Origin of the sequence: Pseudomonas alliivorans, assembly GCF_017826695.1 — a bacterium.
Classification (GTDB): domain Bacteria; phylum Pseudomonadota; class Gammaproteobacteria; order Pseudomonadales; family Pseudomonadaceae; genus Aquipseudomonas; species Aquipseudomonas alliivorans.
This window is the reverse complement of the sequence record NZ_JAFFZW010000001.1, coordinates 877,676-904,005: the sequence shown is the minus strand read 5'-3', so window position 1 is coordinate 904,005 and position 26,330 is coordinate 877,676. Positions and strand designations below refer to the sequence as shown.

Sequence of the window (26,330 nt, the reverse complement as noted above, 5' to 3'; positions counted from 1 at the left end):
GACACCCATGTTCGGTATGACCCATGAGACGTTCCTGCTAGTCGATGCGTTGGTGACGATCGTCGGCCTTGTGCTGCTGATCACCCAATTCAAGGTTCACCCTTTCGTCGCGCTGACCTTGGCGGCTGGCTTTCTCGGCCTGACCTCCGGGATGCCGGTGGAAAAAGTCATGAAATCCTTCCAGGACGGCTTCGGCGGCGTACTGGGCTTTGTCGGCATCATCCTCGGGCTGGGCACGATGCTCGGCAAGCTGATGGCCGATTCGGGCGGCGCGGATCAGATCGCGCAGACCCTGATCCGCACCTTCGGCAAGCAGAAGGTGCACTGGGCGATGATGTTTTCCGCGTTTCTGGTGGGCATCCCGCTGTTCTTCGAAATCGGCTTCGTACTGTTGATTCCGCTGGTCTTCATCGTCGCGCGTCGCACCGGTGTGTCCATCGTCAAGATCGGCATCCCGCTGCTGGCAGGTCTTTCGGCCGTGCACGGTCTGGTTCCGCCGCATCCGGGCCCGCTTCTGGCCATCGGCATCTTCGGCGCTGATATCGGCAAAACCATTTTCTACGGCCTGATCATCGCGCTGCCGACCGCAATCATTGCCGGCCCGATCTATGGCAAGTGGATCTCCAAATACATTCCCGGTACGCCTTCGCAGGAATTGATGGACCAGATCGCCAAGGAATCGAGCACCGAGAACCTGCCAGGCTTCGGCATCACGCTGGTGACGATCCTGCTGCCGGTGTTCCTGATGCTGCTCAAGACCTTTGCTGACGTTGCGCTGCCGGAAAGCAACATGTTCCGCATCTGGATGGACCTGATCGGTCACCCGATCACCGCCCTGCTCGCCGCGCTGCTGCTGGCGTTCTACACCTTCGGTGCCGCACGCGGCTTTGATCGTTCCAAGATCATGAAACTGCTGGATCAGAGCCTGGCTCCGGTCGCAGCCATCGTGCTGATCGTAGGCGCCGGTGGTGGTTTCAAACAGATGCTGGTCGCCAGCGGCGTGGGTGACGTGATCGGTCACATGGCGGTACAGGCGCAGATCAATCCGATCATGCTGGCCTGGCTGGTGGCTGCGGTGATTCGTGTCGCAACCGGTTCGGCGACCGTTGCGACCATCACCGGCGCAGGCATCGTGGCTCCGGTAGTGGGTCTGATTCCAGGCGTGAACCGCGAGTTGCTGGTGCTGGCCACCGGCGCGGGTTCGCTTATCCTGTCGCACGTGAACGACGCAGGCTTCTGGCTGGTCAAGCAGTACTTCAACATGACAGTGGCCGAAACCTTCAAGACCTGGACTGTGATGGAAACCATCCTTTCGGTCGTCGGCCTGATCTTCATCATGTTGCTGTCCATGGCGCTTTAAGCTCAAAACGTCCAGCACCTTCGCGGGTCGGCAGGCCCGCGAAGTTGGAACGCCTCCCTCCTCGACCCTTCTGATTTTTCCCGCCTGTTCCTTTATCCCGTTTCCTGTCCGGCGCGCCCCTACATAACCCGCCTTTGCTGCCGACAACATGACAGAGCGATTCGATTCGTGTCTGCGAAACCTGTCTGAAAGCTGTTTCCTACGAAGGCCTACAGCGCTTTCAATTGAATTTTCGGAAAGCTCAGGCAATGTTTCAAAGTCATGCCTACGCTTAGGAACAAAGCAGCATCAGACCGCCCAATCGCTTCCAGCGCAGTCATGGCAAAGCCGATTTGTGCGCAGAATCACGTTACTTTTTAAGTTACACCAGTAAATACGGGCATTCTCAGGCCAAAACGGGCAGAATTGGCGCACTCGTCGTACCGTGGATGCAAATCCCGATGACAAGAAAATGAACCGAGGGAATTAAATTCACCACCGCAACGTCATAAGACGGATGCATTTGGATGCACTCGGCAACAATCACCACGCAAAGGCAAACGCCAGCCTCTTGAGAGAGGCGTTTTCAAGAGGCCATCAAGGAAAAGATTATGTTGATACTCACTCGCAAAGTTGGCGAAAGCATAAATATCGGTGACGAGATCACCGTGACGATTCTTGGCGTTCAAGGGCTTCAGGTCCGGCTGGGCATCAATGCACCCAAAAATGTGTCTGTACACCGTGAAGAGATCTACAAACGCATTCAGGCAGAACTGGCTCCAAACCAGGACCCACAATAACTCCCTCGCCACACCCCCTTATTCAATGCTGATCTGCCCTCGCGGCGGGTCATCAGCCGTACGGCGTCTTTCATGACGCCGTTTTTTATGCCTGCCGTTCTCCGCGCGCCGCGGCACGACCACTGGTCACCCTCTCGGAACATCGCCAAAAAAACACCAGTCGACTCTCTGCAAGCAAGCACATCGATGCCAGCCCGTAGTATGCAGTGAGCCGAGCATTCTCTTTATCTGGGGACAGAAACGGTGAATGATGATGGTGACTACCAACGAAACTTCCATGAGCGGCAATGCCCATACCGCCAGCACGAGCGGCCAGGATCATCTGCGTGGGCTACAGGATGACGATCAGGGCAACGCACATGGCAACGCAGAAAATGTCGCCCGACAGGGAGGCGAACAGTTCGAGCAGTACCGCGACAGCGCTGCAGAGCAGATAGAGAACCTTGCGCAGAATGCTCAGTCAGCCGCGCAGCAGATTGACAGCAATGACACACTGGGCCTGTCGGGGTATGTCACGGACATGGCGCAGGCCATGACCCGCCTCGCCGACAACCTGCGCAACAAGAGCGCCGAACAACTGCTGCAAGATGCAGGCAGGCTCGCCCGGGAGAATCCGGTCCTGTTCATCAGCGGCAGCGTCGCACTCGGCCTGGGCCTGTCGCGGCTGCTGAAAGCGACTACTGCTTCGAGCGACGCCCACTCCGACACGACCCTCTCCGAAGGCTCGACATCAGGCGCATCGACATCCGGTTCGCCCAGCCCGGGCGATCTGACAGACGTTGATTCGGCGGCCCCTTATGACCCCATCAGTCCGTCGGCGCTGGCCGCCGAAGAGATGGTCGCGACTCATCCCCACGACAATGACGTTCTGCACAGCGCACGCCCGGGAACGGGGATCCCTGACACTCCGGCCATGACTGAATTCAACGACGACCTGGACGATGAAGTGACGCGTGATGGCTCGCCCAGGTCCGGCTTGTCCAAAGGAGACGTGTGATGAGCACCACACCCAATACTCAGCAGGACAGAAACCCTGAAAATGAAACGTCGGTGCTGAGCCTGATCCGCCAACTGGCGCATGAAGTGCCTGCGTTGGTCAGCAAGGAAATGGCGTTGGTGAAAGCCGAGTTCCGAGAGTCGATTCAGGCCACCAAGCAAGGGGCGACTACCGTCGGCATCGGCGCTGTCGTGATGCTGGGCGGTCTGATCATGGTCCTCATGGCCGCCGTTTACGCCCTGAGCTACGTTATGGAACCCTGGCTGGCCGCCCTGATTGTCGGTGTCGCTGCTCTGGTCGTCGGTTTTTTCATGGTTCAGGCGGGCAATAAAAAGCTCGATGCCTCGAACCTGATTCCAGAGCGCACCACCGGCACCCTGCAAAAAGACAAGGAAGCCATTCAGAGGAAAGTCTCATGAGCATCGACAGCAGCTTCGACACACCTGAACATTTTGAAGAAGTGTCGCAAAAGAGCCCGGAAACCCTGGAGCGGGAAATCGATCAACAGCGTTCCAGCATCGGCAATATCGTCGATGCGCTGGAAAAGAAAATGTCGCCCGGCCAACTGGTCGATCAGGCTCTGGCCTATGTGAAGGATAACGGCGGGGAGTTTTTCGGCAATCTGGGCCAAAACGTCAAGGCCAATCCTGTGCCTGCGGTACTCACCACCGTCGGCGTGCTCTGGATGATGATGGGCAGCAATCGTCCGGCATCTGCGGGCTACTCCGGCAATTCGTCAGTATTGAGCAGCGTCAGTGATCGGGTCGGCAGCGTGGCTGGCTCAGTAAGCGACGGCCTGGGCAGCGCAAAGGCACGCGTACAGGAAACCGTGGCGCACTTGAAGGACACGGCCAGCAAAGTCAAGGACAAGACATCTCAGATGACCCACAGCATGCGCGACACGTTATCGGGCAGCTCCGACTCGATGCAGGACGCAGGCCAGCCCCTTCAGGAACAGCGTGAGCGAATCAAGAGCGGCACGCGGCACCTGATCAACGAGCAGCCTCTGACGTTAGCGGCCATGGGCATCGCCGTGGGGGCTCTTATCGGTGCAGCACTGCCTGCCACGACGAAGGAGAAACAGATCATCGGCCAGGCACGGGAGAAACTCAGAGGAAAAAGCAGCCCTGAATCGACCTCGACGTCCACCCCGACTTCCGGTAACTACAGCACTCTGCCCGGCGCCGGTCAGGATGGCGGCGGTGCGGGCACGTCGTTCGCCGGAGACCGCCCTACATCGCCGGGACTCGGTTGACGGTGTAATGAAAACACGTGAGCGGCCCCTTTCCGGGGCCGTTTTTCATGATCTATCCGGCGTTGCTCAGACAGCGTTACCGTCTAGATTTCGGAAAGACGCTGGACGATTCGATCCTTCACCAGCAGGCGCTTCTCCTTGAGCTTCTTCAATGCGTCATCGCCGATACCTCCTGCTGATCCTTTTTCGGCATTCAGCACTTCGACGTCGGCGCTTTCATAGTCATTGAGCAACTGCTGAAGCCTGGCATCCCGCCTGCCTCGCTCGGCGACCTCGTCTCGGGTCAAGCTCAAATCCGCGAACAAATCGTGTTTGACTGGCATGAGTAGCACCTCCAAATGACTACTTGAATGCAGGGAGTAGCCGCGACGATTCAATACCTCACGGCTGTTCCCGAATGCGGCGTGCTTCGTACGCCCTGACATGGGTGCAGGCAACTTCCAGCACCGACAGTTGATTCGAAGCGACACCCAGAGCGTTACGCCTGACCAGCATATCGCCCAGAATCTGTTCGACCTCGGTGGGTGCACCCCGTTCGATGTCTCTCATCATCGAGGCCGTGAGTGTCGAGCCACGTGCCGTCAGCAGTTCAATCTGAGCGTGACGCACTTTTGCATCCAGCGGATAACCGACCGCCAGTGCGATCGCTGCGCATTCGGACAGTGTCTTCAGGATCAACCCTTCTCCGCCTGCCTCCAGCACATCGCCGATGGCTGCGCGCATGCTTGCAGTGACCGCCGCCAGCGCGGCGATGAAACACCACTTGTCCCACATGGCCTGCACGATGTGCTGACTGAGACTGGCTTCGAACCCCGCGTCGGCCAGTGCCTCGGCAACCCGCAGAATACGCGGAGTCAAGGCGCCGCTCAGTTCGCCGAATGACAACTGGTGCATCTCGTTCAGGTGCAGAATCGCCCCGGTCGAGTCGCGGTCCACAGAAATCAGACACTGCCCGCCCAGCACCGCCTCCTTGCCGAAACGCTCGGTCAGGCGATCAAGGTGAGCCATGCCGTTGAGCAGCGAAAGGATCGAGGTCTCAGGCCCGACTGCCGGTTCAAAGGCGTCGATTGCCGAGTCCAGGTCGAACGCCTTGCAACTGAGCAGAATGAGGTCAAAAGGATCAGCCAGCCGGTTGGCCAGTACATAAGGAGGCGACGGGTACTGAAAGTTGCCGTGCGGACTGCGCACGACGAGCCCGTCACGGTCCAGCTCTTCCGCCCGGCCCGGCCGGACCAGAAAGGACACCTGACGCCCGGCCTCCAGCAACCGACCACCGAAATAGCCACCAATGGCCCCTGCCCCAACGATCAAGATACGCATGGCTCTGGATCTCCTGGTTGTGCTGCGTTTCAGAACGCTGGCAGCGTTCAACCACCCTGGCTGCAGGGACGTCGCCACGCACCACGTCTGCCATCAGGCCTGAAAACGGGGTTCCAGCTGCATGAACCCGGCCATGCATGAAGTATCGACGGCAGACGCCTTTTGTTGCAATCGCGCGGTGACGGCCTGAATCACAGCCCGACTGGCATCATGATGAAATTGCCAGACACCGTAGATTCTTCCATCGAACGACGGCTCGCTGCCCAATCGAGGATCTGCCCCCAGACCGGCACCCAGACCGAACAGATAAAGCCCTTTCAATCGTCGCCCGTTTTGATCCATCGGGCACCCCGCCGGATCTGAATCCAGGCCGCCCTTGGCCTCACGCAAGGTGATCAGAGTGCCGTCGCCGTAACGCATCACGGGCAACTGCGGCTGATAACCGGAACATTGCACCACCACACTCGACTCGGCCAGCGCGCTTTTGGCTTTCTCGAACGCACCAGCGGGCCCTTCCCGCGTCTGCAACAGTTGGACCCGTACGCCGGTTTTGCCGATACGGCCGTTGTTCAGCGCCTCGCGACCGATGTCCAGCGCCCGGTAGCGCAGCCCACCGGAGCGATTGATGCGCCCGGAAACCGGACACACATCCAGTTGAGCATCGAATACATAGCCCGCAGCGTCCGCATGTTCGGCACTTTCGTAAAACAGTCTGATCCGGGTTCGATGGATCAGCGTCAGCTCTTCGAGCCCCGCGAATTCCAGAGCATCAGCCAGGTTTTCCAGGATGGAAAAGGCACTGTGCGAACCGCCGACCACGCTGATGCGACCCCCACTGGCCAGCGCAAGTGCAAACACTTCGCGCAATTGCACGGCATTCATGCGCAACAGCCGGTCGGCGCTTTGAATATTGGTAGCCGGTGACAGTGAAATCCCTTGCTGCGCAAGGCTTGCGATCAGATGCCGGGGATCCTGACGCCCGCCCAGATTGAGTACCAGCGTCTGGCACCTGACGAGCCTGACGCAACCTTCCGCCTCTACCGTGAGGCAGAATTCGTCATCTTCGCTGACCACTTCGATGATGGTCGTGCTGCGCCAGATTTTCACCCCGTAACAGCGCGTCAAGTGCTCCAGCACCAGTCGCGAGGCTTCGGCCATCAGTTGCCCCACATCCGACAACTGCGGGGCACTCTGGGCCTGACCGCGAATACGCCAATAGGCCGGTGAATATTCCAGCGGCTCGAAGATCTCACGCAAGGCCGGGTCACGCAGGCAATCTATAAAAACATCGCCTACCGAGTTGGCGGTGATCCGGTATTGTCCCAGTGCACCGGTACCCGGTCTGTCACTGGCATCGATGACAATCAGCCCGCTCGCGGCAATGTCCGCCAGCGTGCCGCTTTTCAGGGCGTTGAACAGAAAGCCCATACCGGCAAGCCCCGCGCCGCCGACGACACAACCGCAGACTGTTTCCGAAGGTTTTTCAAACATGATGATGCTCCATCGTCGTAGCTAAACGTTGGTGCATTCCAGAAGTTCTGGATGATCGAATACCTGGCCAGCACTGCAAACCAGCGTCCATGCACAATTAAAAAAAGAGAACACGACAACACGACAAACAGCGCACGCGCAGCATCGTCAGAACCCGGCTGAAGGCCCCGCTGTTTTTTATAAATAGAAATGAGCCGTTACATACGCTGACCGGGACGGCGATCCACCCGATACCTGAACCGTTGAAAAAAACAATGCGCCACGCTACCGCCGAACCGTCGAATGAGGTTTAACGCCAGGTAGTTGATCAGAAGGGTTTAAGCACAACGAAGCGGGTGGATTGAAAGAATAGTTGCAAAGAAACGATGAAGTGTCAAATAAGCCGCAGCCGCATTAAAACGCGCTGGCCGCGTCGCAAGTACCTGATTTTAAATGACTGCACGTTTCAGCCAGGTAAAAATATTAATCACGGTGTTCACGAGCACGCCATGAATGACGTTTATTTTTTTGATGATGCATTGTAAAACTCGCGCTAAATCCAGCGCCGGGATATTGACTGACGCAGACCGTGAGCGGTGCATGAACGGGCGAAGACGTGCGGGCAAGACAACCCTGAACAGGGACGGAGTGCCAGCAGGAAAAAGGTGTTCCGACCTGAACAGATCGGAACGGGGACGCCGTGTGCAATACGCTACGCCGACGCAGATGCAGTCAGGCGGTCAGGCGGTCAGGCGGTCAGGCGGTACGGTATTGCTTCTGCCGGACACCATGGGAGCTGGGCTCGTCACGCAGTTCGCTGCGCAGTTCCGATACCAGATTCGATATGTCGCGAGGGCTTTTCAACCCGTGCGCAGAGATACCGGTCACCAGCAATTCAACCCGGCCTGAATCCGGGTCATTGACCTGCACCGTCATGAAATAGTCCGGTGCAATCGTACAGGTACAACGCAACGGTAAAAATGCACTTTCGACGATACTGCGCAGTTCCAGAGTAGACAGTCCACTCGCGATCATTTTCCATCTCCTTATTGTGTAAGCGCTGCCGGACCCCAGCAGATTACTGTCGCTATTTATAGTTAATTAACTGAAACCAGGCACACCCTTGCCTGCCAATTAATTGTCGCCACTTACTTGATCCTTGACGCTCTTTATACGCCAGCCTCTATCAACTCGGCAACGTGCAGCGTAGATCACGCCCTGCCACGACGGATGTGTTTATTTGTAAACAATTTCAGAAAAAACGATTCACTCTATGTCTTCAAGCGGCGAATAGCATGATCTGCGTCATTAAAGAGATATTGCGCTGATTTTTACATTATCACGGGGTGACGAACGGTCATAAAAATGGTTGGTTCTGTTCACTTATGAAACATCTCAAACACACTTTTCTGACCCTGGCGACGGCTTGCAGCCCACGTGATTCGCCGAGGGGAAAAGGTAGCTTGCGCGAGGCGGTCGGCACACTGACTCTGCAATCAGTGCCCTGTATTGGCGCGCAGCGTCGCGGGATGCATGCCCACGCGGAGCGATGGGCACGATCAGGGTCGAGTCAGACGTGTGTGTAGCGACGCACGATGCGTCCGGCGTCACTCCACGGATCTGGGCAGACGGAAGTGGATAACCGCAACCCGTGCACCCTGTTTGTCACGTCGCTCTTCAATGGCATAAGGGCGGAAACCCATGCGCGGGTAGAACAGCAGGCCCGGAACGTTATGGTTGTAGCAGGACGCAATCAGCTCGGAGGCTTCGTGCTTGTCAAAGGCAATGTCCATCATGCAACTGATCATGTAGCGCCCCACGCCTCGGGACCGGGCCTTGGGGGCAATGATGACGTTACCCAGCGCGCAACGACCGCGAAAATCACAGCGGGAGAAATTGGCATACCCCACCACTTCGCCATCCATTTCGATCACGATGGAGTCGTAGCGAGTCTCCAGCGCGTCCGCCAACTGGGCTGGCGTAAACGGATAAGTGGCCCGGGGAAACATGTAGAACAGCTCGTCGGCATTCTGGGGCAGCTCACAGACGATCGGAATGTCTTTTTCTTCCAGGGGGCGATGTAGAAACATTGAGCGGTAACCTCTTGAAGAAATTGAAGAACCTACAGAGCAGGTTAGCCATGAAACTGCGATTTCGGCGCCTCCAGGCGACAGAAATACAGCGCCCTTGCGCCTACAGCATAATCCGCGGCTATCAAAAAGCGCTAATTCAATAGCAAACCGGACTAAAAACAGCCGATGGATGCGTTGCCCTGACATCGGCTGATGCAAACCACTGAATAAGGAGGATTTCAGGATTTTGGTGTTATCCGTTGTTAGCCGCGGGTGGCGTCGAAGGGAACGTCTTGAAAGGTCGCCTCCCTTGAAATTGAAAATCGCCTCCCGACCTTTCTCGATTGACTGACGCAATATCCTGTAACCGATATTTCCCCTCGGGTATTGCAACGCCTGGACGGAAACGGCATTTATTTCATTTTGTTTACTGGAATACATACCCTCATGCCCTCTTTCCCTCTTGTCCGTCTCAAGGCACATCCTTTCAGGTGGTTGTGCATGATCGCGATCATCGTCGGTCTGCCAGTCGGTTGCGCGGTGCTGGAGCACAAGGAGCGCGAGCTGGTGTTCCGTATCGAGCCGGGCACCGCCAGCTGGTACAGCGGCCTGCCCGCCGATGTTCAGGAGATGGAACTCAAGACGCCCGATTTCGGCACTTCGCAGAACATTCACGCCTGGTGGTGGCCAGCGCCACGCAAGGACGCACCGGCGGTGTTGTATCTGCACGGCTCACGCTGGAACCTGACGGGCCAGTTGTTCCGCATCGAACAGCTCAGGGCACTGGGGTTTTCGATTCTGGCCATAGATTACCGGGGCTTTGGCCAGAGCATGGGGCAGCTGCCCTCCGAAAAGACGGTGTACGAAGACGCGCGCATTGCCTGGGAACGCCTCAAGCAGTTGCAACCGGATCCACAGCGTCGGGTGATCTACGGTCACTCACTCGGGGGCGCAGTCGCCGTGGACCTGGCGGCGGAACTGGGTCGCGAAGCGGAGAAGGACCAGACGCCAGTGGCGGCACGGGGCCTGATCATCGAATCCACCTTCACCAACCTGGCAGACGTCGCCACGGCGATCGCCAACACGTCGCTGCCGGTTCGCTGGCTGTTGTCGCAGAAATTCGATTCGGTCGACAAGATCGCCGACATCCACATGCCTGTGCTGATCGTGCATGGCACCGATGATCGTTATGTCCCTGCCCGGTTCAGCGAAGAGCTGTTCGAGGCCGCACGAGAGCCGAAGAACCTGTTGCTGGTGCCCGGCGGTACGCACAACAACAGCATGCGTCTGGGGAACCAGGCTTACAGTCAGGCGATACAGACATTACTGAAAACGCCCTCGTCATCACCTCAGGTCACCAAAAAGGGCGATATGCCGAAACACGCAGGCTAAACCCCGGGAAGACCTGCATACGGCACTCATGGAACGATAGACATCCGTGGCGGCAGGCGATAGCGTCGGCGTTCCCTGCTTCAGGACTGCGCCATGCATCGCGTTATCGAGTACTCGGACGACCAGCACCGTCAGGCGGTCATCGATCTCTGGACAGCCGTTTTCGACGACGGCGCTCCGCACAACCGCCCGGCTCTGTCGATCGACATGAAGTTGTCGGTGGAAGACCGACTTTTCTTTGTCGTTCTCGTTGACGGCTGTCTGGCAGGCACCCTGTTGGCGGGCTATGACGGGCACAGGGGCTGGCTCTACTCGGTGGCGGTCGATCCCGCTCATCGTGGACGCGGGCTGGGAAGCGTGTTGGTCAGGCATGCGGAACAAGCGCTCATCGGGCTTGGCTGCCTGAAGATCAATCTGCAGATTCGTACCAGCAACGAAGCCGTCAAAGCCTTCTATGCAGCACTGGGCTACGTTCAGGAACCCCTGATCAGCATGGGCAAGCGGATCCCGTTCAATCCCGACACAAAAGCGTAGGAATCCGATACACGTTACGTCAGGCAATTCCCTCATTTACATGAGAATTAATATCAAATTACAATTATTGCTATTAACGTCCTGACAGAGCATTTCCTTTGAGCACCTTCCATCGCCCTCGCCGCCCCGGCCCTTTTCTGCTGTCCGCAATGTCCCTGGCCATGTGCTCGGGCGGTACGGCACATGCAGCAGATGCTGCAATGTTGCCCGCGACGCAGGTATCTGCCGCCGCTACCCAGAACGAGGAAGGCTACAGCGCACAAAGCGCCAGTACCGCCAGCAAGAGTGACGTACCGCTCAAGGAAGAAGCGCAGACGGTCAATGTGGTGACCCCCCGGACCATCGCCGACTACAACGTGCGCTCGCTGGACGACGCCATGAAGTTCGTCAGCGGCGTCAGTCAGGGCAATACGCTGGGCAACACCAAGGACTCACTTGTCAAACGCGGCTTCGGGACCAATGACGATGGATCGATTCTGCGTGACGGCGTGCGCTCGGTGGTTTCCAGGAACTTCAGCGCGACCACCGACCGGGTCGAAGTACTCAAGGGTCCGGCCTCGCTGTTGTACGGCGCGATGGAGCCGGGCGGCCTGATCAACGTGATCAGCAAACAGCCGCAGTACGTGCAGAGCACGACGTTGAGCGGTTCGGCGTTCAGCGAAGGTGGCGGCAGTTTTGGCGTTGACACCACCGGCCCGCTGGGCGACAGCGGCCTGGCCTATCGTCTGGTTGCCGAACGCCAGAGCGAAGATTACTGGCGCAACTACGGCGTCGATCAGCACACGCTGATCGCACCGTCGCTGTCCTGGACCGGCGAGCGTGCAAGCCTCACGCTTGCCTACGAGTACAACGATTATGTCAGCCCGTTCGACCGCGGCACTGTATTCAGCGGCGGGCATCCGACCGATGTCAGCTACAACAAGCGTCTGGATGAAAAATGGGCCAACACCGTTGGCATCAGCGAAACGGCGACTGCGCGTTTTGAATACCAGCTCAGCGACGACTGGAAGACCCGCCTGACCTATGGCTGGAACAATGACCGCTACAGCCTTTCCATCGCCCAACCCAGCACCCTGTCAGGCACAGGCGTGCTGCGTCGTCAGGCCAACGGCGGGCATTACGACTATGAAACGCGTTATGCCAGCTGGGACTTCATCGGCAAGCAGGACATCCTCGGGCAAGAGCACGACCTGCTGATCGGCGCTGAACAGGAGGACTCCGACAAGTTTCGCGGCAAGACGTACCGCAACACCGCACAGAACGGCTTCAACATCTTCAACCCGGTCTATGGCGGCCTGGCTGAACCGAGTGTGGTCAACCAGCCCACCAGCAACCTGAGTAATCAGCTGACCTCGTCTTCGCTTTATGTGAAGGACAACTGGCACCTGAACGACCGCTGGATTCTGGTGCTCGGCGGTCGCTATCAGCATTACGACCAGTACATCGCCCAAGGCCTGGGTGCCAGCCGGGCTGTGAATCTGGACAAGAATGATGACGTGTTCCTGCCCATGGCGGGACTGGTGTTCAAGGTCAATGAAGACCTCTCGCTGTATGGCAACTACAGCCGCTCGTTCGTGCCCAACGAAGACGTGAACGATGACGGCACCACCTTCGATCCCGAGGAAGGTCGCAGCTACGAAGTCGGTGCCAAATACGCGCTCGCGCCAGGCCTGGACTTCAACATGGCCGTGTTCGATATCGAGAAGAAGAACGTCGTCACTCCAACCGGCGTGACGGGTGTCAGCGAGGCGGCTGGCAAGGTCGGTTCAAGGGGTGTGGAGCTGGACGTGACCGGTCGCATCGCCGAGCGCTGGGATATGATCGGCACCTACGCCTACACCCACACCGAAGTGCTGGATGACCCGAGCAACGAAGGCAATCGCCTGAGCCAGGCGCCGAAGCACACAGCGAGCCTGTACCTCACGCATCACCTGCAGGTGCCTTCAGGTCTGGGCGACTGGCACGCCGGTGGTGGCGCACGCTACGTGGGCGAGCGCGCCGGGGATGACGCCAACTCGTTCTACATGAGCAGCTACACCGTGGCCGATGCATTTCTGCGCTGGGATGTGCCGATGGCCGGTTACAAGACCCGTCTGCAGTTGAACGTAGATAACCTGTTCGACAAGCAGTATTACCCGTCCAGCACTGGCAGCCAGTTGCAGGTCAACGTGGGTGAGCCACGCACCGCGCGGCTCAGCGCCAGCGTCACCTTCTGATAAGGGTGAAGGGGCTGGATCCGCTCCAGCCCCTTCAGCCTGCTCAGATAAGACCTTTACCCGCCGCGTCTTCAAGCGCGCTGCGCGCCAGATCCCTGATGACCTTGTCGCTCGACTCGTTGAACGGCAGGGCAAAGATCAGCACCAGGTGCATCCAGGTGGTGAGTTTTTCCTGCTTGCTGACCTGCCCCAGCTTCTTGCCTTCACCATCGCGGAAGGTCAGTTCCAGCGACAGGGTGTTGTCGACCTTGTTCGGGATCAGAAAGAACGTGAAACCGGTCAGGAATGCCAGGCCAAGACTGCCTTCTTCGTGATTGCGCAAGGTTGCCGTGACGTAGAGATCGGACGGCTCCCGCTCAATGCTTACGTTGCTGAAACGCTGACTGCCCTGCAGCTCTTCCTTCAACAACTTCTCCAGCGCAGCAATGTTGGTGCCGCTATTGGCGCGATCTTCGTTCAGCGCATGTTCGACCTGCACCTTGAGATAGGCCGCCGGTTTGACCTTGGACGATGTTGCCGGAGGCCATTGCGAAGCCTGCACCAACTCATGGTTCGAATAGGTCATGCAGCCTTGCAACGACAGTGAAAACAGCACAGCCAACAGCATGAAAAACTTGTTCATTCGAAATTTCCCTTTCAACGAGGCAATTGGCCGGTGGCATCGACCAGCAGCGTCTCGACCAGATCAGTCAGTTGATTGGCTCCCATGGAAGGGTTGAAATAATCGCGGTCCCAGAGCCCGGTGTTCACGTCGCGCTTGAACGTCTTTTGCGACAGTGCCAGTTGCTTGCCGTGGCTGTCGTTGATACGCAGTTCCGCCGCCAGATCATAGGCGTCGACGTAGATCGGGCCGTTGACCCAGATCCAGATCGTCAGCGTCAGCAGAGCGCCGGGGAAATACGCCGGGTGTGGCGTACGCTTGCCTTTGAGAGACGTGAAATTGAAGGCCAGTTCGACATCCTTTTCGCCCAGCTTCGCCGGAAAAACGATCATCTTCTGGAAATACTCGCCACGCTCGACGTGCGCACCGATCTGTGCCGTGAGCTGCGAACTGATGTTTCGCTTCTGAAGCTCATCGATGGCCGGATCAGTGATCTTCACATCCTTGATCATTGCCCCGACCGGCAACGTATTCTCGACGGCCTTGGCGGGAAGACCAATGGGCCCTGCGGGCACGAAAGATACACACCCGGTCAACACCAACCCCATCAGTGCGATGGCGGCGTACTGCAGCTTGTTCATTTAACGTCCTTGAAGATGTCGCACCCGCGACACCCGAAGCAAATATTGATGGCATGCCACGGGACTTGCCGATCCATGGCATGCGAGAAGAGATAGCACTATGCTATCTCGAGCGAGATTGTAACCAATTTGCTTCAGGCGTGCCTGCTCTCGCAGAGCGCAGAGACGGCGCAGGTCAGGCGGCCTCCTGCCGGGCGTGCATTCAGTCAGAAAGATTGACCATGGGTGTCGTGCAGACGATCCGATACAAGAAACGGCTCAGTACTTGATCCGGTAGATGTTTATGACTTTCTCGTTGTAGAACAGGTACTCGACCTTGCCGATGAACGCGCTTTTTTCCAGCCAGTCGTTCGGCCCCAGGGGCACCTGAAACTGTGGGGTGCAGGTGCATTGATAGTGCCCGTCGGAAATGGGCCATACGCCGTTCTGAAGCTGCTCCTGCCCGACCTCGTCCATGACCAGCACCCCTTTGCTCTCCACGTTGATCAGCTCGCCCATTCGGGTTCGCAAAGTGAAGCGCGCATTGAAATAGGCAAGCTCGCTGGACAGCTCGACAAAAAAATCACTGCCACCCGGCAGCACCGAACCCCGAATATTCTCGCCCTCGAACTCGCCGCCGATGATGGAGCTGTTACTGCGCAGACCATCGCTGCAGATTCCCATCAGCGTAGGAGCATCCGTCTTCAAGGTAATCGACAGGACTTTCTCCAGCAGCGGTGCCCTGGCGATTGCCACTTCACGAACGGATGGCTTGCAAGGCTTCTTGAAGTCGATGATGTTCACGGGTCTGCTCACTCCACTATTCGGTCAACACTGCAGTTGGGGCCAGAAGCTTTATAGCTCAGGCATCTGCCGGGTTCGGCATTGATGCGGCGGCGTTTATTTGAGGCTTCGTTTCCAGTAAGCTCCTCGGAGACGAAATAAATCGTACCGAACGGTTCAGTTTTAGTCCACGTTAATTTGCGTGACACAGGCAAACGAAGATTCCCTGAAGGATTGAGGATTTAAATGAAGGTGCGTACCGAAGCTCGCCGTGAAGCCATCATTGATGCGGCAGCCAGCGTTTTCCTCGAAATGGGCTACGAGCGCACTTCGATGAACGAAGTCACCAAGCGAATGGGCGGCTCCAAGGCAACGATCTACAGCTACTTCCCGTCAAAAGAAGATCTCTTCATCGCCGTGGTTGATCGGCATGCCACGTCTCATCTGGCAGAAGCCGTATCGGAGCTTGCGACCTATGGCGAAAAGGATCTGAACCTCAGAGCCTTGCTCAGCCGCTTTGGCGAGCGAATGCTGGCGGTGCTGATCAACGACAACACAGTGCTGGCGGTGTATCGGATGGTAGTCGCCGAGTCGGGTCGTTCTGAAATCGGCATGATGTTCTATGAATCCGGGCCACGCCAGTGCATGCAAACCATTTCCTCCCTGATGACCCAGGCCATGCAGAACGGACAACTTCGCAAGACCGACCCTGAGCTTGCAGCGCTTCAGCTAACTTCACTGCTTACAGCGGAAACTGAAATACGGCTCTATCAGCAAAGCCCGCAGCCACTGGGCTGCGAGCAAATTCGCACCATGGTAGATCGGGCGGTCGAAACCTTCCTGCTGGGCATGGGCCAACGCTGAGTTACCGTCACGCATAACTGACAGCCCTTCTGCCTGACGCTTCAGGCGCTCTTTTTCAGAGACCGCGCATCTCCAGCCACTGGGCTTTACCGATGCGCGGAGCGCTTTATATTGCACTTGTCATCAAGAAAACCTCCATGCAGGCGATAGGCTTTCTAATCACCCATGGAGAAGGCACATGTTCTTGCGCAAACTCAACCTCGCACCTCGCTCGGCTTTATGCTTCGGTTTGTTCTGCCTCATGATTGTCGCACTGGGACTGCTCGCGTTGCGACAAGCCGCCATTCTCAACGAAGCGGAAAAATTCATCGAAACCAATGTACTGCCCAGCGTCAAGCTGCTCGGTATGCTGGACCGTGAGTTTGTCGGTATCCGCGGTAACAACGCCCGTCTGCGCAATCCACTGGAGCCCCAGGAACGCAGAGCCAAGGCGCTGAACGACATCAAACAATCGCGGGTCCTGATCGCCGACTACTCGAACTCGTTGGGCAAACTGATTGTGACGCCACAGGGGCGCGAGGGATTTGACGCACTCAACAAGGCCAACGCCGACTATCAAGTCAATCAGGACCGTTATCTGGCCTCGATCGCTGCGGGCGACCTGGAAACCGCTGTCGCCATCTCCAACAACGAGATGAAGAACGCCGCCGATCAGGTGGAGTCCTCGCTGAAGAACCTCATCGGCATCAACGACAAAAAAGCCGAGAGAGCGGGTGACAACGCTGAATCGGCCTACAGCCAGACCCTGTGGCTCGTGGGGATCTTCATCGCGGTCGGCGTTACAACCACGCTGTTGCTTGCCTGGCTCTATACCCGCAGCCTGACCGGTCCCATTGGCGATTCCCTGAAAATAGCCGAACGCATTGCAGCCAACGACCTGAGCAAGAACATCACGGTCGAAGGCAGCGACGAAGCGGCCAAACTGATTGCCGCACTGGCGACCATGCAGACCAATCTGCGCAGTGCGCTGACCCTGATCGGCGACTCATCGACTCAACTGGCGGCCACCTCCGAAGAAATGCATGCCGTGACCGAGGATGCGTCGCGCACCATTCTGCGTCAGAGCAATGAAATCGAAATGGCGGCGACGGCCGTCAACGAGATGAGCGCTGCGGTCGAAGAAGTGGCCAGCAATGCGGCCTCTGCCTCTCAGGTCACGTCGCAATCCAGCACCGCGGCCATGGCCGGACGTGCCCAGGTCGATGAAACGGTTTCGGCGATCAACCTGATGGTGTCCAAGGTTCAGGTCACCTCGACCGAGGTGCAGGGTCTGGCGGTCATGGCCACCGACATCAGCAAAGTGCTGGACGTGATCCGCGCCATCGCCGAACAGACCAACCTGCTGGCGCTCAACGCCGCCATCGAGGCTGCTCGCGCCGGTGAAGCAGGTCGAGGTTTTGCCGTGGTCGCAGACGAAGTGCGGGCGCTTGCTCACCGCACCCAGCAGTCGACCCGGGAAATCGAGCAGATGGTCAGTTCGATTCAATCCGGCACCGGCAACGCAGTGACCGCCATGGAACAGACCAGCTTTCAGGCTCAGAAGACCCTGGACATGGCCAATGGCGCAGGCAAGGCGTTGCTCGACATCACTGATTCCATCAGCCAGATCAACGAACGCAACCAGATGATCGCCACCGCTGCCGAGCAACAGGCTCAAGTGGCACGTGAAGTGGACCGCAGCCTGGTCAGCATTCGCGACCTGTCCAGCCAGACCTCCGAAGGTTCCAGCCAGACCGCCATCGCTACCGCTGAACTGACCAAACTGGCAGCCGACCTGAGCCGCCTGACTAAACAATTCCGCGTCGCCTGAGTCCCTTTGGCCGGGGAACGTGGTTCCCCGGCCTTTCCCCGCTCGAAGCATCTTCCCCGCAATCGCCCCACCGGCGCAGGCAGCGTCCACTTGTCAGGGGCGCGCACCTCGTCTAAGTTGTACGACGACAGATGAATATGCTGTCTGCCAGATCATGCCAAGCGCATGTTCCGGCCACCCCACAATGACAATAAAAAGGAATGCGCATGAGAAAGCTCAAACTGCTCGTAGGATTTGTCTGCCTGTTCACAGGCTACGTCGTCGCCGCGCCATCGGACGAGGCTGACGTGGCGCAGGCGGTGGACAAGTTGACCCAGGCCATGTGGCACAAGGATATAGCACAGCTTCAGGCGCTGACGGCCGACAACCTTACCTATGGGCATTCCAGCGGCAACATCCAGGACAAACAGGCGTTCATTGCCGACATCGAAACCGGCAAGAGCGCCTTCAATGACCTGAAAATGCTCAACCAGAAGATCACAATGTCTGGCGATGTCGCGCTGGTGCGCAACCACTTCTCGGCGCAGGCCGTGAACAGCGGCAAGGTGGTGCCGACCGAAATCGAGAACTTCCAGATCTGGCAAAAGCAGAACGGCCAATGGCTGCTGATTGGCCGTCAGGCATTCCGCTTCTAGACGTCAGCCACGTCCACGCAGCAAGTGACAGCATTCACTGCTGCGTGCCGAACATCGCGGTCCAATAGACGCCTGCATCGCTCTTGGGATCAGTGGCATAAGCCGCGCCCAGTTCACGGAACCCGGCATTCATCAGATTCGCGCAATGCCCGGGGCTCGCCAGCCAGCCGTCCACCACCTTGCGCGCGGTGTCCTGACCGGCAGCGATGTTTTCGCCCACCTGCTGACCGATATAGCCAGCCAGTTCCGCTCGATCGCCAGGCATGCGCCCTTCCCGGTCCTTGTGATCGAAGAAGTTGTTGTTGGCCATGGCCTGAGAGTGAGCCTGAGCTGCCGTGCCCAGCGTGGCGTTCCAGGTGAGCGGCGTGGTCGCGGGAAATGCCTGAGCACCGCACTGGCGTGGCGTGGTGCGGGCAACGTTGATCATCTCCAGCACCTTCTGACCTTCGGCCTGCCAGTCCCCCAGACGCGACGCGACCAGCGAACGCGCCAGCACGATTCGCCAGTTCTGCCCTTCCCGGCTCACGCCAATGTCGATGAACTGCGGGTCGAGCACGACCTTGCAGAAGCTCTCCTGCACAGCCTTCAGTGCCGAGGCCGCATCACGCGGCCCGGAAAGGCTGATCGCCTGCACGGTGACCATTGGATAGGAAGCACGCGACAGTGCCGGCCCCAGCTCCACCCCGCCACTGGCGGGTAGAATCAGGCGCTTATCGCTGACCAGTGGCGGCAGCTCCATGGACACCTGATCGCCGCAGCGCTGCGCCTGCCCACGCCAGGCATTGAGCGAGTCGATCAATTGCGTCTCATCGGAGGCCAGAGCCGATTGGGCGACAAGCACCCCGAGTGACAATATAGCTACGCGCAGGACGGACGTGATGGACCCCATGAAAATCTCCGGAAAATTGAGAGCGCCTATCATGCGCGACCTCACCCGGTCGGGTGCAACTGCTTTTTGCGGCTGGCGGCGGGATTATCACGAGCAGACAGGTAAAGAAGCAGGCCGGCTGGAAGGACATTGTTCCGGCAGCCAATGCAATGGTGGGAGGCGGCAAGCCGCCTCCCACATCAAATGCAGCAGATGCAGCAGATGCAGCGTTTGTTCAGCAGAAGATGAGGTATCTACCCACTCAGAGCTTGAACTTCGCCACCATTCCATTGAAGGACGTCGCCAGTCGAGACAGCTCTTGACTCGATGCGTTGGTCTGATCGGCGCCTGCCGCGCTCTGGGTCGAGAGGTCCTGAATGTTCAGCAGGTTGCGGTCCACTTCGCGGGCCACCTGAGCCTGCTCTTCGGAAGCCGAGGCGATCACCAGATTACGCTCGTTGATGGTCGCGACACCCTGAGTAATCTTTTCCAGCGCAGAACCGGCGCGCAGGGCCAGTTCCTGAGTATTGGTGGCCAGCGAAAGGCTCTTGCCCATGGCCGCCACGGCCCCGTCGGCACCTGACTGCACGGTGCTGATCATGCCTTCGATCTCGACGGTCGACGCCTGCGTGCGATGAGCCAGTGCGCGCACCTCGTCAGCCACTACCGCAAACCCGCGCCCCTGTTCACCTGCACGTGCCGCTTCGATGGCTGCGTTGAGTGCCAGCAGATTGGTCTGTTCGGCAATGCTGCGGATCACGTCCAGCACTTTGCTGATCTCACGCACATGCCCGGCCAGTTCGGAAACGGCCTCGGTCGACTCGGTGATCTCATGCACCATAGTGGTGATGCCTTTGACCGTGTGATCCACCTGACCGCGACCATCGACAGCGTCTTCGGTTGCGGTCTTCGAGGCTTCAGAGGTCGACACGGCATTGCGGGCCACTTCTTCCACGGCCGCTGTCATCTGGTTCACGGCAGTCGCGGCCTGCTGAATTTCGTCGTTCTGACGAGTCAGCCCACGGGTGCTCTCGTTGGTGACAGCGCTGAGTTCTTCTGCCGCCGAGGCCAGTTGATCCGAAGCGCTGGCGATCTGTTGAATGGTGCCTTTCAAACCGTCCTGCATGTTCGACAGGGCATCGAGCAACAGCCCGGCTTCATCGCTACTGGTGGACACGATCGGCTGGGTCAGGTCACCGCCCGCGATACGTTGTGCGCTGACCACGGCCACCGCCAGAGGGCGGGTGATCATGCGGGTGATGAAGATGCCCAGCAGAATCGCCACAATGAACGCAATCACGACGCCGATCTCAAGCATTAACACGGATTTGTTTCTCAGCTCTGCAGCCGCTACAGCGCCTTCCTTGATCTGACGATTGTTGGAATCGATGATGGTGCGCAGATAAGCGCGAATTTTCACGAACCCGTCGGTAGACAGATCGTTGAGGCGAGTCCTGGCGCCTTGCAGGTCACCGGCCCTCATCAACTCGATCACTTGCTGCGAACCCGCAATGTAGGCAGGCAACATCTGCTCAAGCTGATCGCCGGCGACACGCTCGTCGTCTTCAAGCGGCGTCGCTCGGTAAATGGAAAACACTTTCTGAGCGCGCGCAAGGTCATCGGCAATCGCCTGACGAACACGCTCCTTGTCGGTTTCCGATACGCCGCCATCCTGCGCATCAAGCAGGCGATATAGGCCACGGTTATGGGCAGTCATGCTGGTCAGCGTTTCGTTGGTGTTACTCACCGAAACCAGGTTGTTGGAAAACGTCTGTTCCAGCGCGTTGCCCAGACGGGTCACCCCTGTCATGCCCAGCCCACCCACAGCCAGCGTGATAAGCGCACAGATGATGAACGCCGAGAGAAGCTTTGTCGAAAACTTGAACTGACGCAGAATATTCATAGGGTGGACCGTTGCGATATGAGGGATTGCGACTACGCTGAAATGATTTTGCACTCAGCAATGATGTCATAGTGACTTCACTCATCTCGCAAACGTTCAACACCCCATAAAATTAATTACACCTCGGCATATCATGCTGCGGAGCAGTCATCCGAACCCTGCCAGACCCTGATGGTTGAGGATCAGTGAAGCAGAATCGGCTGTTGTTCCCCGCCCGGTCCTTCATGCCGCTCAACAAAGTCCCTCGCCTCGTGCGTCATGCGGTCAAGACGTCGGTCACGTTCCTTTTCGGCATCGGCCATTGCCTTGTCTCCGTGCTGTTTGAGCAGGTAGGCGTGAATCTGTCGCACTTCGACCGAACTGTAGATCGGCGCGATGTCCATGACTGCGAGCAGGCCTTCAGTGCCGTGATCGCGGGTGTTCATGATCACGTGCGGCCCGCGGGCACCCAGTACCTGGAAGCCCAGCGACTCGAAATACGGCACCTTGTCGACCACGCAGTACAACTCCGCGTGCGGGTATCGGCTGACCATCTTCTCCAGCATCGAGCGCGCAATGCCCTGTCCCCGATGGCTTTCCCGAACCGCCATATAGGTCACCGCGCACGCGTCCGGATCGCCCTGCACGGGCAGATACAGCAGAAAACCCAGCACCGTCTCCGGATCTTCGTCATCCAGGGCCACGATCAGCTCCACGGTCATGCTGCCGGAGCCATTCATAGCATTGAGGTAAAGATGCACCTCGTAACCGACGCCGTACTGATAGAGGTTGTACAGCGGATTGCTCGGCGCAATGGCAACCAGACTGATGTCGGTCACGTAATCCACCACCATCTGCTGGATCTGGCTTCGAATGAATTCTGGCGGCGGGGTTTGCAACAGCATGACAGTGGACATTGAACGTCTGGCTCCGAAGGGTAAGGCTTGCCTGAGGCAGGTGACGCGACATGATAACCCGATGGGATGACATGAACCGAACCCCGCAGCTCGAAAGGATAAATCCATACCGACCTATGAATGGGTAATTTTCTGCCTAACTGTTACAGCGTATTTCTTAGTTCAAGTTGCCAACATGAAAATCGACTATCAAATAGCCACTACTTTTCGAGTGTTGGCACTGATTAATCTGGTACGTTCGTCCTTGAACGAAAAAATTGGTGAGCGGCTTTCTTTTTATGAACAATACGATCGGTTTTCATTAACGGACAAACGCTCGCCAGGCCGCGCAATGAAGAGTGGCACAAAAAAAATGATTAACCAGAACAATATCAATCACTTATAGAATTACCATTTAAATATAAAGTCATGCCTTTACATGAAAATAATGTTAATGCCAGCCGCCTGAAAACTCATCAACACTATTTCCAAGACAACTAGTCAGTCGGTTCCGCTGCCCGACAAGTATTTATCTCAATCACCCCGATTGATTTTTATAATCGCCCACTTTCCCCCCGCGCGCATAACATGGCCCGGCCTACTAAAAAAATATGAGGGATTCAAAAATGCCGTTATTAAACTGGTCCAGAAACATGGTTCGTTTAACAGCAGTCGGCCTTATCAGCATTCCGGCCGCCTACGCAGCCGACACTCTGACCCGCGACAATGGCGCGGCGGTCGGGGACAATCAGAACTCGCAGACAGCCGGCACCCAGGGCCCGGTACTGCTGCAGGACGTTCAACTGCTGCAGAAACTGCAGCGCTTTGACCGCGAACGTATCCCGGAGCGTGTGGTGCATGCCCGCGGTACCGGCGTGAAAGGCGAGTTCACCGCGTCGGCCGACATCAGCGACCTGAGCAAGGCGACCGTCTTCAAGTCCGGTGAAAAAACCCCGGTCTTCGTCCGTTTCTCTTCCGTGGTGCATGGCAATCACTCTCCTGAAACCCTGCGCGACCCGCACGGCTTCGCGACCAAGTTCTACACGGCAGACGGTAACTGGGACCTGGTAGGCAACAACTTCCCGACCTTCTTCATCCGCGATGCCATCAAGTTCCCGGACATGGTGCATGCCTTCAAACCTGATCCACGCACCAACCTGGACAACGATTCGCGTCGTTTCGACTTCTTCTCCCACGTGCCTGAAGCCACCCGCACCCTGACCCTGCTCTATTCCAACGAAGGGACACCCGCCGGCTACCGCTTCATGGACGGCAACGGTGTACACGCCTACAAACTGGTCAACGCCAAGGGCGAAGTGCACTACGTCAAGTTCCACTGGAAAACCCTGCAAGGCATCAAGAACCTTGACCCGGACGAAGTGGCCAAGGTCCAGTCCAAGGACTACAGCCACCTGACCAACGATCTGGTCGGCGCAATCAAGAAAGGCGATTTCCCGAAATGGGACCTCTACATTCAGGTGCTCAAGCCTGAAGAACTGGCCAAATTCGACTTCGATCCTTTGGACGCCACCAAAATCTGGCCTGACGTCCCCGAGAAGAAAATCGGTCAGATGGTCCTGAACAAGAACGTCGATAATTTCTTCCAGGAAACCGAGCAGGTCGCCATGGCCCCGGCCAACCTGGTACCCGGCATCGAGCCTTCTGAAGACCGCCTGCTGCAAGGTCGCGTGTTCTCTTACGCAGACACCCAGATGTATCGTCTGGGCGCCAACGGCCTGAGCCTGCCGGTGAACCAGCCGAAAGTCGCTGTGAACAACGGCAACCAGGATGGCGCGATGAACGCCGGCCACACCACCAGCGGCGTCAACTACGAGCCAAGCCGTCTGGAGCCGCGTCCATCCGAGGAAAGCGCGCGCTACAGCCAGTTGCCAATCAGCGGCACTACCCAGCAGGCGAAGATCACGCGCGAGCAGAACTTCAAGCAGGCGGGTGATCTGTATCGCTCCTACAGCCCGAAAGATCAGACCGATCTGGTCCAGAGCTTCGGCGAGTCGCTGGCCGATACCGATACCGAAAGCAAGAACATCATCCTGTCGTTCCTGTACAAGGCCGATCCAACCTACGGCACTCGGGTAACCGAAGTGGCCAAGGGCGATCTGGGCAAAGTCAAATCGTTGGCTGCCAGCCTCAAAGACTGATGATCTGATGTCCCGCCCCGGCGCTCGAAGGCCGGGGCGGTTCAGGCCAGACCAGGAGAACGCCCATGAAAACCCTTCTTTACGGACTGCTGCTGTTGACCGCCGTTGCTCATGCCGAGCAACCTGTACCCGCCCAACCCGACCCTGTCCAATCGACACCTGCCCAGAACCTGACCGCCGAACAGACGGCCAGCCAGTTGCGCACGCTGTTCTTCGATGCTTCGCGTGAAGGCAACAATCCGATGCTGGATACCTTCATCGAAGCGCATTACGACCTTAACGTCCGGGACGAACAGGGCTATACCGGTCTGATCCTCGCCGCCTATCACGGTCACGAAGATTCTGTCGTACGCCTGATCGATGCCGGCGCTGATCCTTGCGCCAAGGACAAACGCGGTAATACCGCCCTCATGGGTGCCATTTTCAAAGGTGAGCTCAGCATCGCCAAACGCCTTGTGCAGGCCGATTGCGGCGCCAACCTGACCAACAATGCCGGTCAGACGGCCGCCATGTACGCGGCACTGTTCAAACGTACCGAGGTGCTCAAGGAACTGACCGACAAAGGCGCCGACCTGAGCCTGCGCGACAGCATGGGCAATGATGTGCAGGGGTTGTCCAAAGGTGAATTCCAGGTCATGCCGACCCGCTGAAACACGATCATCGGTTGGCCGCTCGGTGGAAAACTGCCATCCGTATTAGGACAGCAGTTTTTGTCGACCCCATTCGATCGTCAAACCTGACCGTTGTCGCTCCCCGGAGAGGCAGGCATCTCTCCCGAGCCCAGCTCGGCCCCTGTGACCGGCACTTGCGCAGTAGGATCGGATTGCGTCCTCTGCTTCATGACCATCAAGGTGGCTTCATCATCCTCGCTGAGCATGACCGACGCCGTTCCGTCTCCGCCATCGACGGCGGGAAGCGGATGCTCGACGTACTCGAAGTCCTCGTCGCTGTTCCACGGACCACGCGGGCTCGCGTCGCCATTCGACATATTGAAGTACTTGCGGCTGAACTCCGGCATGCCTGGCAGCTTGCCCTGCGGGAAGTTCGGCTGAATCGAGTGCAGCGCTTTTTCGAAGGAAAGCTGGTGGGCGATTTCCCGGGTCATCAGGAACCCGAGCGCGTCCTTGACGCCAGGGTCATCGGTCACGTTCATCAGGCGTTCGTAAACGATCTTGGCCCGCGCCTCCGCGGCAATGTTGGAGCGCATATCGGCCGTCGGCTCACCGATGGTATCGATGTAGGCCGCCGTCCATGGCACCCCGGCGGAGTTGATCAGCGGTGCGCCCGCGCCATAGAGCACGCTGGTGATGTGCGAGTCATTTCCCGCCCCGTTGATTTCCCGATACAGCTCGCCCTCCGCCTGGATGCCCTCGGCAATCTTGCCCTTGGCCCCCTTGTTGAGCATGACGATGATCGACCCCACCACCTCCAGGTGGCTCAGTTCTTCGGTCGCGATGTCAAACAGCAAGTCCTTGCGGCCCGGGTCATCTTCGGACAGCGCTTGAGTGAAATAGCGACCGGCCGCGGCCAGTTCGCCCTGGGCACCCCCGAACTGCTCCAGCAACAGATTGGCCAAACCGGGGTTGGGCTCGGAGACACGAACCGTGTACTGCAAACGTTTATTGTGAAGAAACATGATTTCTCCCCTTTCAGGCGTAACGCTTGGTTTTGTTTGGGCAAAATCAGCTAACGACCGTCAGAGACGGGTCGACGACTTAGCGAACATCATCGCCATCAAGGGTTGAGAGGCAGCAATCGGATAGAAAGATTCGCAAGAGCTACGGGCGTGCGACGGAAGGTTGGCGCGCCAAAGTTTC

At 57.8% G+C, this 26,330-nt stretch carries 26 protein-coding genes; 14 read left to right on the top strand and 12 right to left on the bottom strand.

Annotation, left to right across the window (positions count from 1 at the left end; genetic code table 11):
* The first annotated feature begins 7 nt into the window (after nt 1-7).
* From JTJ32_RS04005 to JTJ32_RS03985, 5 genes are all read left to right on the top strand, one after another.
* Nucleotides 8-1,360 carry a GntP family permease gene (locus JTJ32_RS04005; protein WP_099228396.1) on the top strand — a complete coding sequence of 451 codons (1,353 nt, stop codon included), beginning with the start codon at nt 8-10 and terminating at the stop codon, nt 1,358-1,360.
* A 590-nt stretch (nt 1,361-1,950) separates the two neighbouring features.
* Nucleotides 1,951-2,139: a carbon storage regulator CsrA gene (gene csrA / locus JTJ32_RS04000; RefSeq protein ID WP_002554157.1), complete on the top strand. Its 189-nt coding sequence runs from the start codon at nt 1,951-1,953 to the stop codon at nt 2,137-2,139.
* A gap of 247 nt (nt 2,140-2,386) precedes the next feature.
* Nucleotides 2,387-3,136: a hypothetical protein gene (locus JTJ32_RS03995; protein ID WP_210040988.1), complete on the top strand. Its 750-nt coding sequence runs from the start codon at nt 2,387-2,389 to the stop codon at nt 3,134-3,136.
* Nucleotides 3,136-3,555: a phage holin family protein gene (locus JTJ32_RS03990; protein WP_099228394.1), complete on the top strand. Its 420-nt coding sequence runs from the start codon at nt 3,136-3,138 to the stop codon at nt 3,553-3,555. The genes JTJ32_RS03995 and JTJ32_RS03990 overlap by 1 nt, the downstream gene beginning before the upstream one ends.
* Complete coding sequence (locus tag JTJ32_RS03985; RefSeq protein ID WP_210040987.1) at nt 3,552-4,391, top strand: DUF3618 domain-containing protein; 840 nt, start codon at nt 3,552-3,554, stop codon at nt 4,389-4,391. The genes JTJ32_RS03990 and JTJ32_RS03985 overlap by 4 nt, the downstream gene beginning before the upstream one ends.
* Nucleotides 4,392-4,474: 83 nt before the next feature.
* On the opposite strand, the gene JTJ32_RS03980 is transcribed toward JTJ32_RS03985, so the two are convergent.
* The 5 genes from JTJ32_RS03980 to JTJ32_RS03960 all read right to left on the bottom strand — a co-directional run bounded on the left by JTJ32_RS03980 (nt 4,475) and on the right by JTJ32_RS03960 (nt 9,271).
* Complete coding sequence (locus JTJ32_RS03980) at nt 4,475-4,714, bottom strand: DUF465 domain-containing protein (RefSeq protein WP_099228392.1); 240 nt, start codon at nt 4,712-4,714, stop codon at nt 4,475-4,477.
* 58 nt (nt 4,715-4,772) lie between these two features.
* Complete coding sequence (locus JTJ32_RS03975; RefSeq protein ID WP_099228391.1) at nt 4,773-5,711, bottom strand: ketopantoate reductase family protein; 939 nt, start codon at nt 5,709-5,711, stop codon at nt 4,773-4,775.
* A 93-nt stretch (nt 5,712-5,804) separates the two neighbouring features.
* Complete coding sequence (locus JTJ32_RS03970; RefSeq protein WP_099228390.1) at nt 5,805-7,202, bottom strand: pyridine nucleotide-disulfide oxidoreductase; 1,398 nt, start codon at nt 7,200-7,202, stop codon at nt 5,805-5,807.
* A gap of 735 nt (nt 7,203-7,937) precedes the next feature.
* Nucleotides 7,938-8,216, bottom strand: a complete 279-nt coding sequence (locus JTJ32_RS03965) for a DUF1652 domain-containing protein (protein WP_099228389.1) — start codon at nt 8,214-8,216, stop codon at nt 7,938-7,940.
* A gap of 572 nt (nt 8,217-8,788) precedes the next feature.
* Nucleotides 8,789-9,271 carry a GNAT family N-acetyltransferase gene (locus JTJ32_RS03960; protein WP_099228388.1) on the bottom strand — a complete coding sequence of 161 codons (483 nt, stop codon included), beginning with the start codon at nt 9,269-9,271 and terminating at the stop codon, nt 8,789-8,791.
* Between the two features lie 429 nt (nt 9,272-9,700).
* Between JTJ32_RS03960 and JTJ32_RS03955 the strand changes: the two genes are divergently transcribed.
* From JTJ32_RS03955 to JTJ32_RS03945, 3 genes are all read left to right on the top strand, one after another.
* Nucleotides 9,701-10,645 (top strand): alpha/beta hydrolase, encoded by a 945-nt coding sequence (locus tag JTJ32_RS03955; RefSeq protein ID WP_210040985.1) that lies wholly within the window; start codon nt 9,701-9,703, stop codon nt 10,643-10,645.
* A 93-nt stretch (nt 10,646-10,738) separates the two neighbouring features.
* The gene (locus JTJ32_RS03950) at nt 10,739-11,179 is read left to right on the top strand and encodes a GNAT family acetyltransferase (RefSeq protein WP_184319851.1); all 441 of its coding nucleotides are present in this window, start codon (nt 10,739-10,741) and stop codon (nt 11,177-11,179) included.
* Between the two features lie 161 nt (nt 11,180-11,340).
* Entirely contained in the window at nt 11,341-13,395 is a 2,055-nt protein-coding gene (locus JTJ32_RS03945) for a TonB-dependent siderophore receptor (protein WP_408004570.1), read from the top strand.
* Between the two features lie 43 nt (nt 13,396-13,438).
* Here JTJ32_RS03945 and JTJ32_RS03940 read toward each other — a convergent pair whose 3' ends face one another.
* The 3 genes from JTJ32_RS03940 to JTJ32_RS03930 form a co-directional block, all read right to left on the bottom strand.
* The gene (locus JTJ32_RS03940; protein WP_099228384.1) at nt 13,439-14,017 is read right to left on the bottom strand and encodes a hypothetical protein; all 579 of its coding nucleotides are present in this window, start codon (nt 14,015-14,017) and stop codon (nt 13,439-13,441) included.
* 14 nt (nt 14,018-14,031) lie between these two features.
* Nucleotides 14,032-14,637 (bottom strand): hypothetical protein, encoded by a 606-nt coding sequence (locus JTJ32_RS03935; RefSeq protein WP_099228383.1) that lies wholly within the window; start codon nt 14,635-14,637, stop codon nt 14,032-14,034.
* A 258-nt stretch (nt 14,638-14,895) separates the two neighbouring features.
* A complete protein-coding gene (locus tag JTJ32_RS03930; RefSeq protein ID WP_099228382.1) occupies nt 14,896-15,420 on the bottom strand; it encodes a DUF3237 domain-containing protein in 525 nt (174 codons plus the stop codon).
* A gap of 225 nt (nt 15,421-15,645) precedes the next feature.
* On the opposite strand from JTJ32_RS03930, the gene JTJ32_RS03925 reads away from it, so the two are divergent.
* From JTJ32_RS03925 to JTJ32_RS03915, 3 genes are all read left to right on the top strand, one after another.
* Nucleotides 15,646-16,263, top strand: a complete 618-nt coding sequence (locus JTJ32_RS03925) for a TetR/AcrR family transcriptional regulator (RefSeq protein ID WP_210040981.1) — start codon at nt 15,646-15,648, stop codon at nt 16,261-16,263.
* Between the two features lie 178 nt (nt 16,264-16,441).
* Nucleotides 16,442-18,073: a methyl-accepting chemotaxis protein gene (locus tag JTJ32_RS03920; RefSeq protein WP_210040979.1), complete on the top strand. Its 1,632-nt coding sequence runs from the start codon at nt 16,442-16,444 to the stop codon at nt 18,071-18,073.
* A gap of 206 nt (nt 18,074-18,279) precedes the next feature.
* Nucleotides 18,280-18,708: a nuclear transport factor 2 family protein gene (locus JTJ32_RS03915; protein WP_004887223.1), complete on the top strand. Its 429-nt coding sequence runs from the start codon at nt 18,280-18,282 to the stop codon at nt 18,706-18,708.
* Between the two features lie 34 nt (nt 18,709-18,742).
* On the opposite strand, the gene JTJ32_RS03910 is transcribed toward JTJ32_RS03915, so the two are convergent.
* From JTJ32_RS03910 to JTJ32_RS03900, 3 genes are all read right to left on the bottom strand, one after another.
* Nucleotides 18,743-19,597 (bottom strand): CAP domain-containing protein, encoded by an 855-nt coding sequence (locus JTJ32_RS03910; protein ID WP_210040977.1) that lies wholly within the window; start codon nt 19,595-19,597, stop codon nt 18,743-18,745.
* Nucleotides 19,598-19,838: 241 nt separating this feature from the next.
* Nucleotides 19,839-21,479, bottom strand: a complete 1,641-nt coding sequence (locus tag JTJ32_RS03905) for a methyl-accepting chemotaxis protein (RefSeq protein ID WP_210040975.1) — start codon at nt 21,477-21,479, stop codon at nt 19,839-19,841.
* Between the two features lie 182 nt (nt 21,480-21,661).
* Nucleotides 21,662-22,375: a GNAT family N-acetyltransferase gene (locus JTJ32_RS03900; protein WP_210040974.1), complete on the bottom strand. Its 714-nt coding sequence runs from the start codon at nt 22,373-22,375 to the stop codon at nt 21,662-21,664.
* 175 nt (nt 22,376-22,550) lie between these two features.
* On the opposite strand from JTJ32_RS03900, the gene JTJ32_RS03895 reads away from it, so the two are divergent.
* From JTJ32_RS03895 to JTJ32_RS03885, 3 genes are all read left to right on the top strand, one after another.
* Nucleotides 22,551-22,760 (top strand): hypothetical protein, encoded by a 210-nt coding sequence (locus JTJ32_RS03895; RefSeq protein WP_210040972.1) that lies wholly within the window; start codon nt 22,551-22,553, stop codon nt 22,758-22,760.
* 247 nt (nt 22,761-23,007) lie between these two features.
* Complete coding sequence (katB, locus tag JTJ32_RS03890) at nt 23,008-24,513, top strand: catalase KatB (protein ID WP_184319839.1); 1,506 nt, start codon at nt 23,008-23,010, stop codon at nt 24,511-24,513.
* 65 nt (nt 24,514-24,578) lie between these two features.
* Nucleotides 24,579-25,163 carry an ankyrin repeat domain-containing protein gene (locus JTJ32_RS03885; RefSeq protein ID WP_122445905.1) on the top strand — a complete coding sequence of 195 codons (585 nt, stop codon included), beginning with the start codon at nt 24,579-24,581 and terminating at the stop codon, nt 25,161-25,163.
* Nucleotides 25,164-25,243: 80 nt separating this feature from the next.
* On the opposite strand, the gene JTJ32_RS03880 is transcribed toward JTJ32_RS03885, so the two are convergent.
* Nucleotides 25,244-26,149 carry a manganese catalase family protein gene (locus JTJ32_RS03880; protein ID WP_210040970.1) on the bottom strand — a complete coding sequence of 302 codons (906 nt, stop codon included), beginning with the start codon at nt 26,147-26,149 and terminating at the stop codon, nt 25,244-25,246.
* Between the last annotated feature and the right edge of the window lie 181 nt (nt 26,150-26,330).

Bases quoted from the DNA above. Each gene is read 5' to 3' on its own strand.
- JTJ32_RS04005 (WP_099228396.1), top strand. From the start codon at position 8: ATGTTCGGTATGACCCATGAGACGTTCCTGCTAGTCGATGCGTTGGTG.
- csrA (WP_002554157.1), top strand. From the start codon at position 1,951: ATGTTGATACTCACTCGCAAAGTTGGCGAAAGCATAAATATCGGTGAC.
- JTJ32_RS03995 (WP_210040988.1), top strand. From the start codon at position 2,387: ATGATGATGGTGACTACCAACGAAACTTCCATGAGCGGCAATGCCCAT.
- JTJ32_RS03990 (WP_099228394.1), top strand. From the start codon at position 3,136: ATGAGCACCACACCCAATACTCAGCAGGACAGAAACCCTGAAAATGAA.
- JTJ32_RS03985 (WP_210040987.1), top strand. From the start codon at position 3,552: ATGAGCATCGACAGCAGCTTCGACACACCTGAACATTTTGAAGAAGTG.
- JTJ32_RS03980 (WP_099228392.1), bottom strand. From the start codon at position 4,714: ATGCCAGTCAAACACGATTTGTTCGCGGATTTGAGCTTGACCCGAGAC.
- JTJ32_RS03975 (WP_099228391.1), bottom strand. From the start codon at position 5,711: ATGCGTATCTTGATCGTTGGGGCAGGGGCCATTGGTGGCTATTTCGGT.
- JTJ32_RS03970 (WP_099228390.1), bottom strand. From the start codon at position 7,202: ATGTTTGAAAAACCTTCGGAAACAGTCTGCGGTTGTGTCGTCGGCGGC.
- JTJ32_RS03965 (WP_099228389.1), bottom strand. From the start codon at position 8,216: ATGATCGCGAGTGGACTGTCTACTCTGGAACTGCGCAGTATCGTCGAA.
- JTJ32_RS03960 (WP_099228388.1), bottom strand. From the start codon at position 9,271: ATGTTTCTACATCGCCCCCTGGAAGAAAAAGACATTCCGATCGTCTGT.
- JTJ32_RS03955 (WP_210040985.1), top strand. From the start codon at position 9,701: ATGCCCTCTTTCCCTCTTGTCCGTCTCAAGGCACATCCTTTCAGGTGG.
- JTJ32_RS03950 (WP_184319851.1), top strand. From the start codon at position 10,739: ATGCATCGCGTTATCGAGTACTCGGACGACCAGCACCGTCAGGCGGTC.
- JTJ32_RS03945 (WP_408004570.1), top strand. From the start codon at position 11,341: ATGTGCTCGGGCGGTACGGCACATGCAGCAGATGCTGCAATGTTGCCC.
- JTJ32_RS03940 (WP_099228384.1), bottom strand. From the start codon at position 14,017: ATGAACAAGTTTTTCATGCTGTTGGCTGTGCTGTTTTCACTGTCGTTG.
- JTJ32_RS03935 (WP_099228383.1), bottom strand. From the start codon at position 14,637: ATGAACAAGCTGCAGTACGCCGCCATCGCACTGATGGGGTTGGTGTTG.
- JTJ32_RS03925 (WP_210040981.1), top strand. From the start codon at position 15,646: ATGAAGGTGCGTACCGAAGCTCGCCGTGAAGCCATCATTGATGCGGCA.
- JTJ32_RS03920 (WP_210040979.1), top strand. From the start codon at position 16,442: ATGTTCTTGCGCAAACTCAACCTCGCACCTCGCTCGGCTTTATGCTTC.
- JTJ32_RS03915 (WP_004887223.1), top strand. From the start codon at position 18,280: ATGAGAAAGCTCAAACTGCTCGTAGGATTTGTCTGCCTGTTCACAGGC.
- JTJ32_RS03910 (WP_210040977.1), bottom strand. From the start codon at position 19,597: ATGGGGTCCATCACGTCCGTCCTGCGCGTAGCTATATTGTCACTCGGG.
- JTJ32_RS03905 (WP_210040975.1), bottom strand. From the start codon at position 21,479: ATGAATATTCTGCGTCAGTTCAAGTTTTCGACAAAGCTTCTCTCGGCG.
- JTJ32_RS03900 (WP_210040974.1), bottom strand. From the start codon at position 22,375: ATGTCCACTGTCATGCTGTTGCAAACCCCGCCGCCAGAATTCATTCGA.
- JTJ32_RS03895 (WP_210040972.1), top strand. From the start codon at position 22,551: ATGAAAATCGACTATCAAATAGCCACTACTTTTCGAGTGTTGGCACTG.
- katB (WP_184319839.1), top strand. From the start codon at position 23,008: ATGGTTCGTTTAACAGCAGTCGGCCTTATCAGCATTCCGGCCGCCTAC.
- JTJ32_RS03885 (WP_122445905.1), top strand. From the start codon at position 24,579: ATGAAAACCCTTCTTTACGGACTGCTGCTGTTGACCGCCGTTGCTCAT.
- JTJ32_RS03880 (WP_210040970.1), bottom strand. From the start codon at position 26,149: ATGTTTCTTCACAATAAACGTTTGCAGTACACGGTTCGTGTCTCCGAG.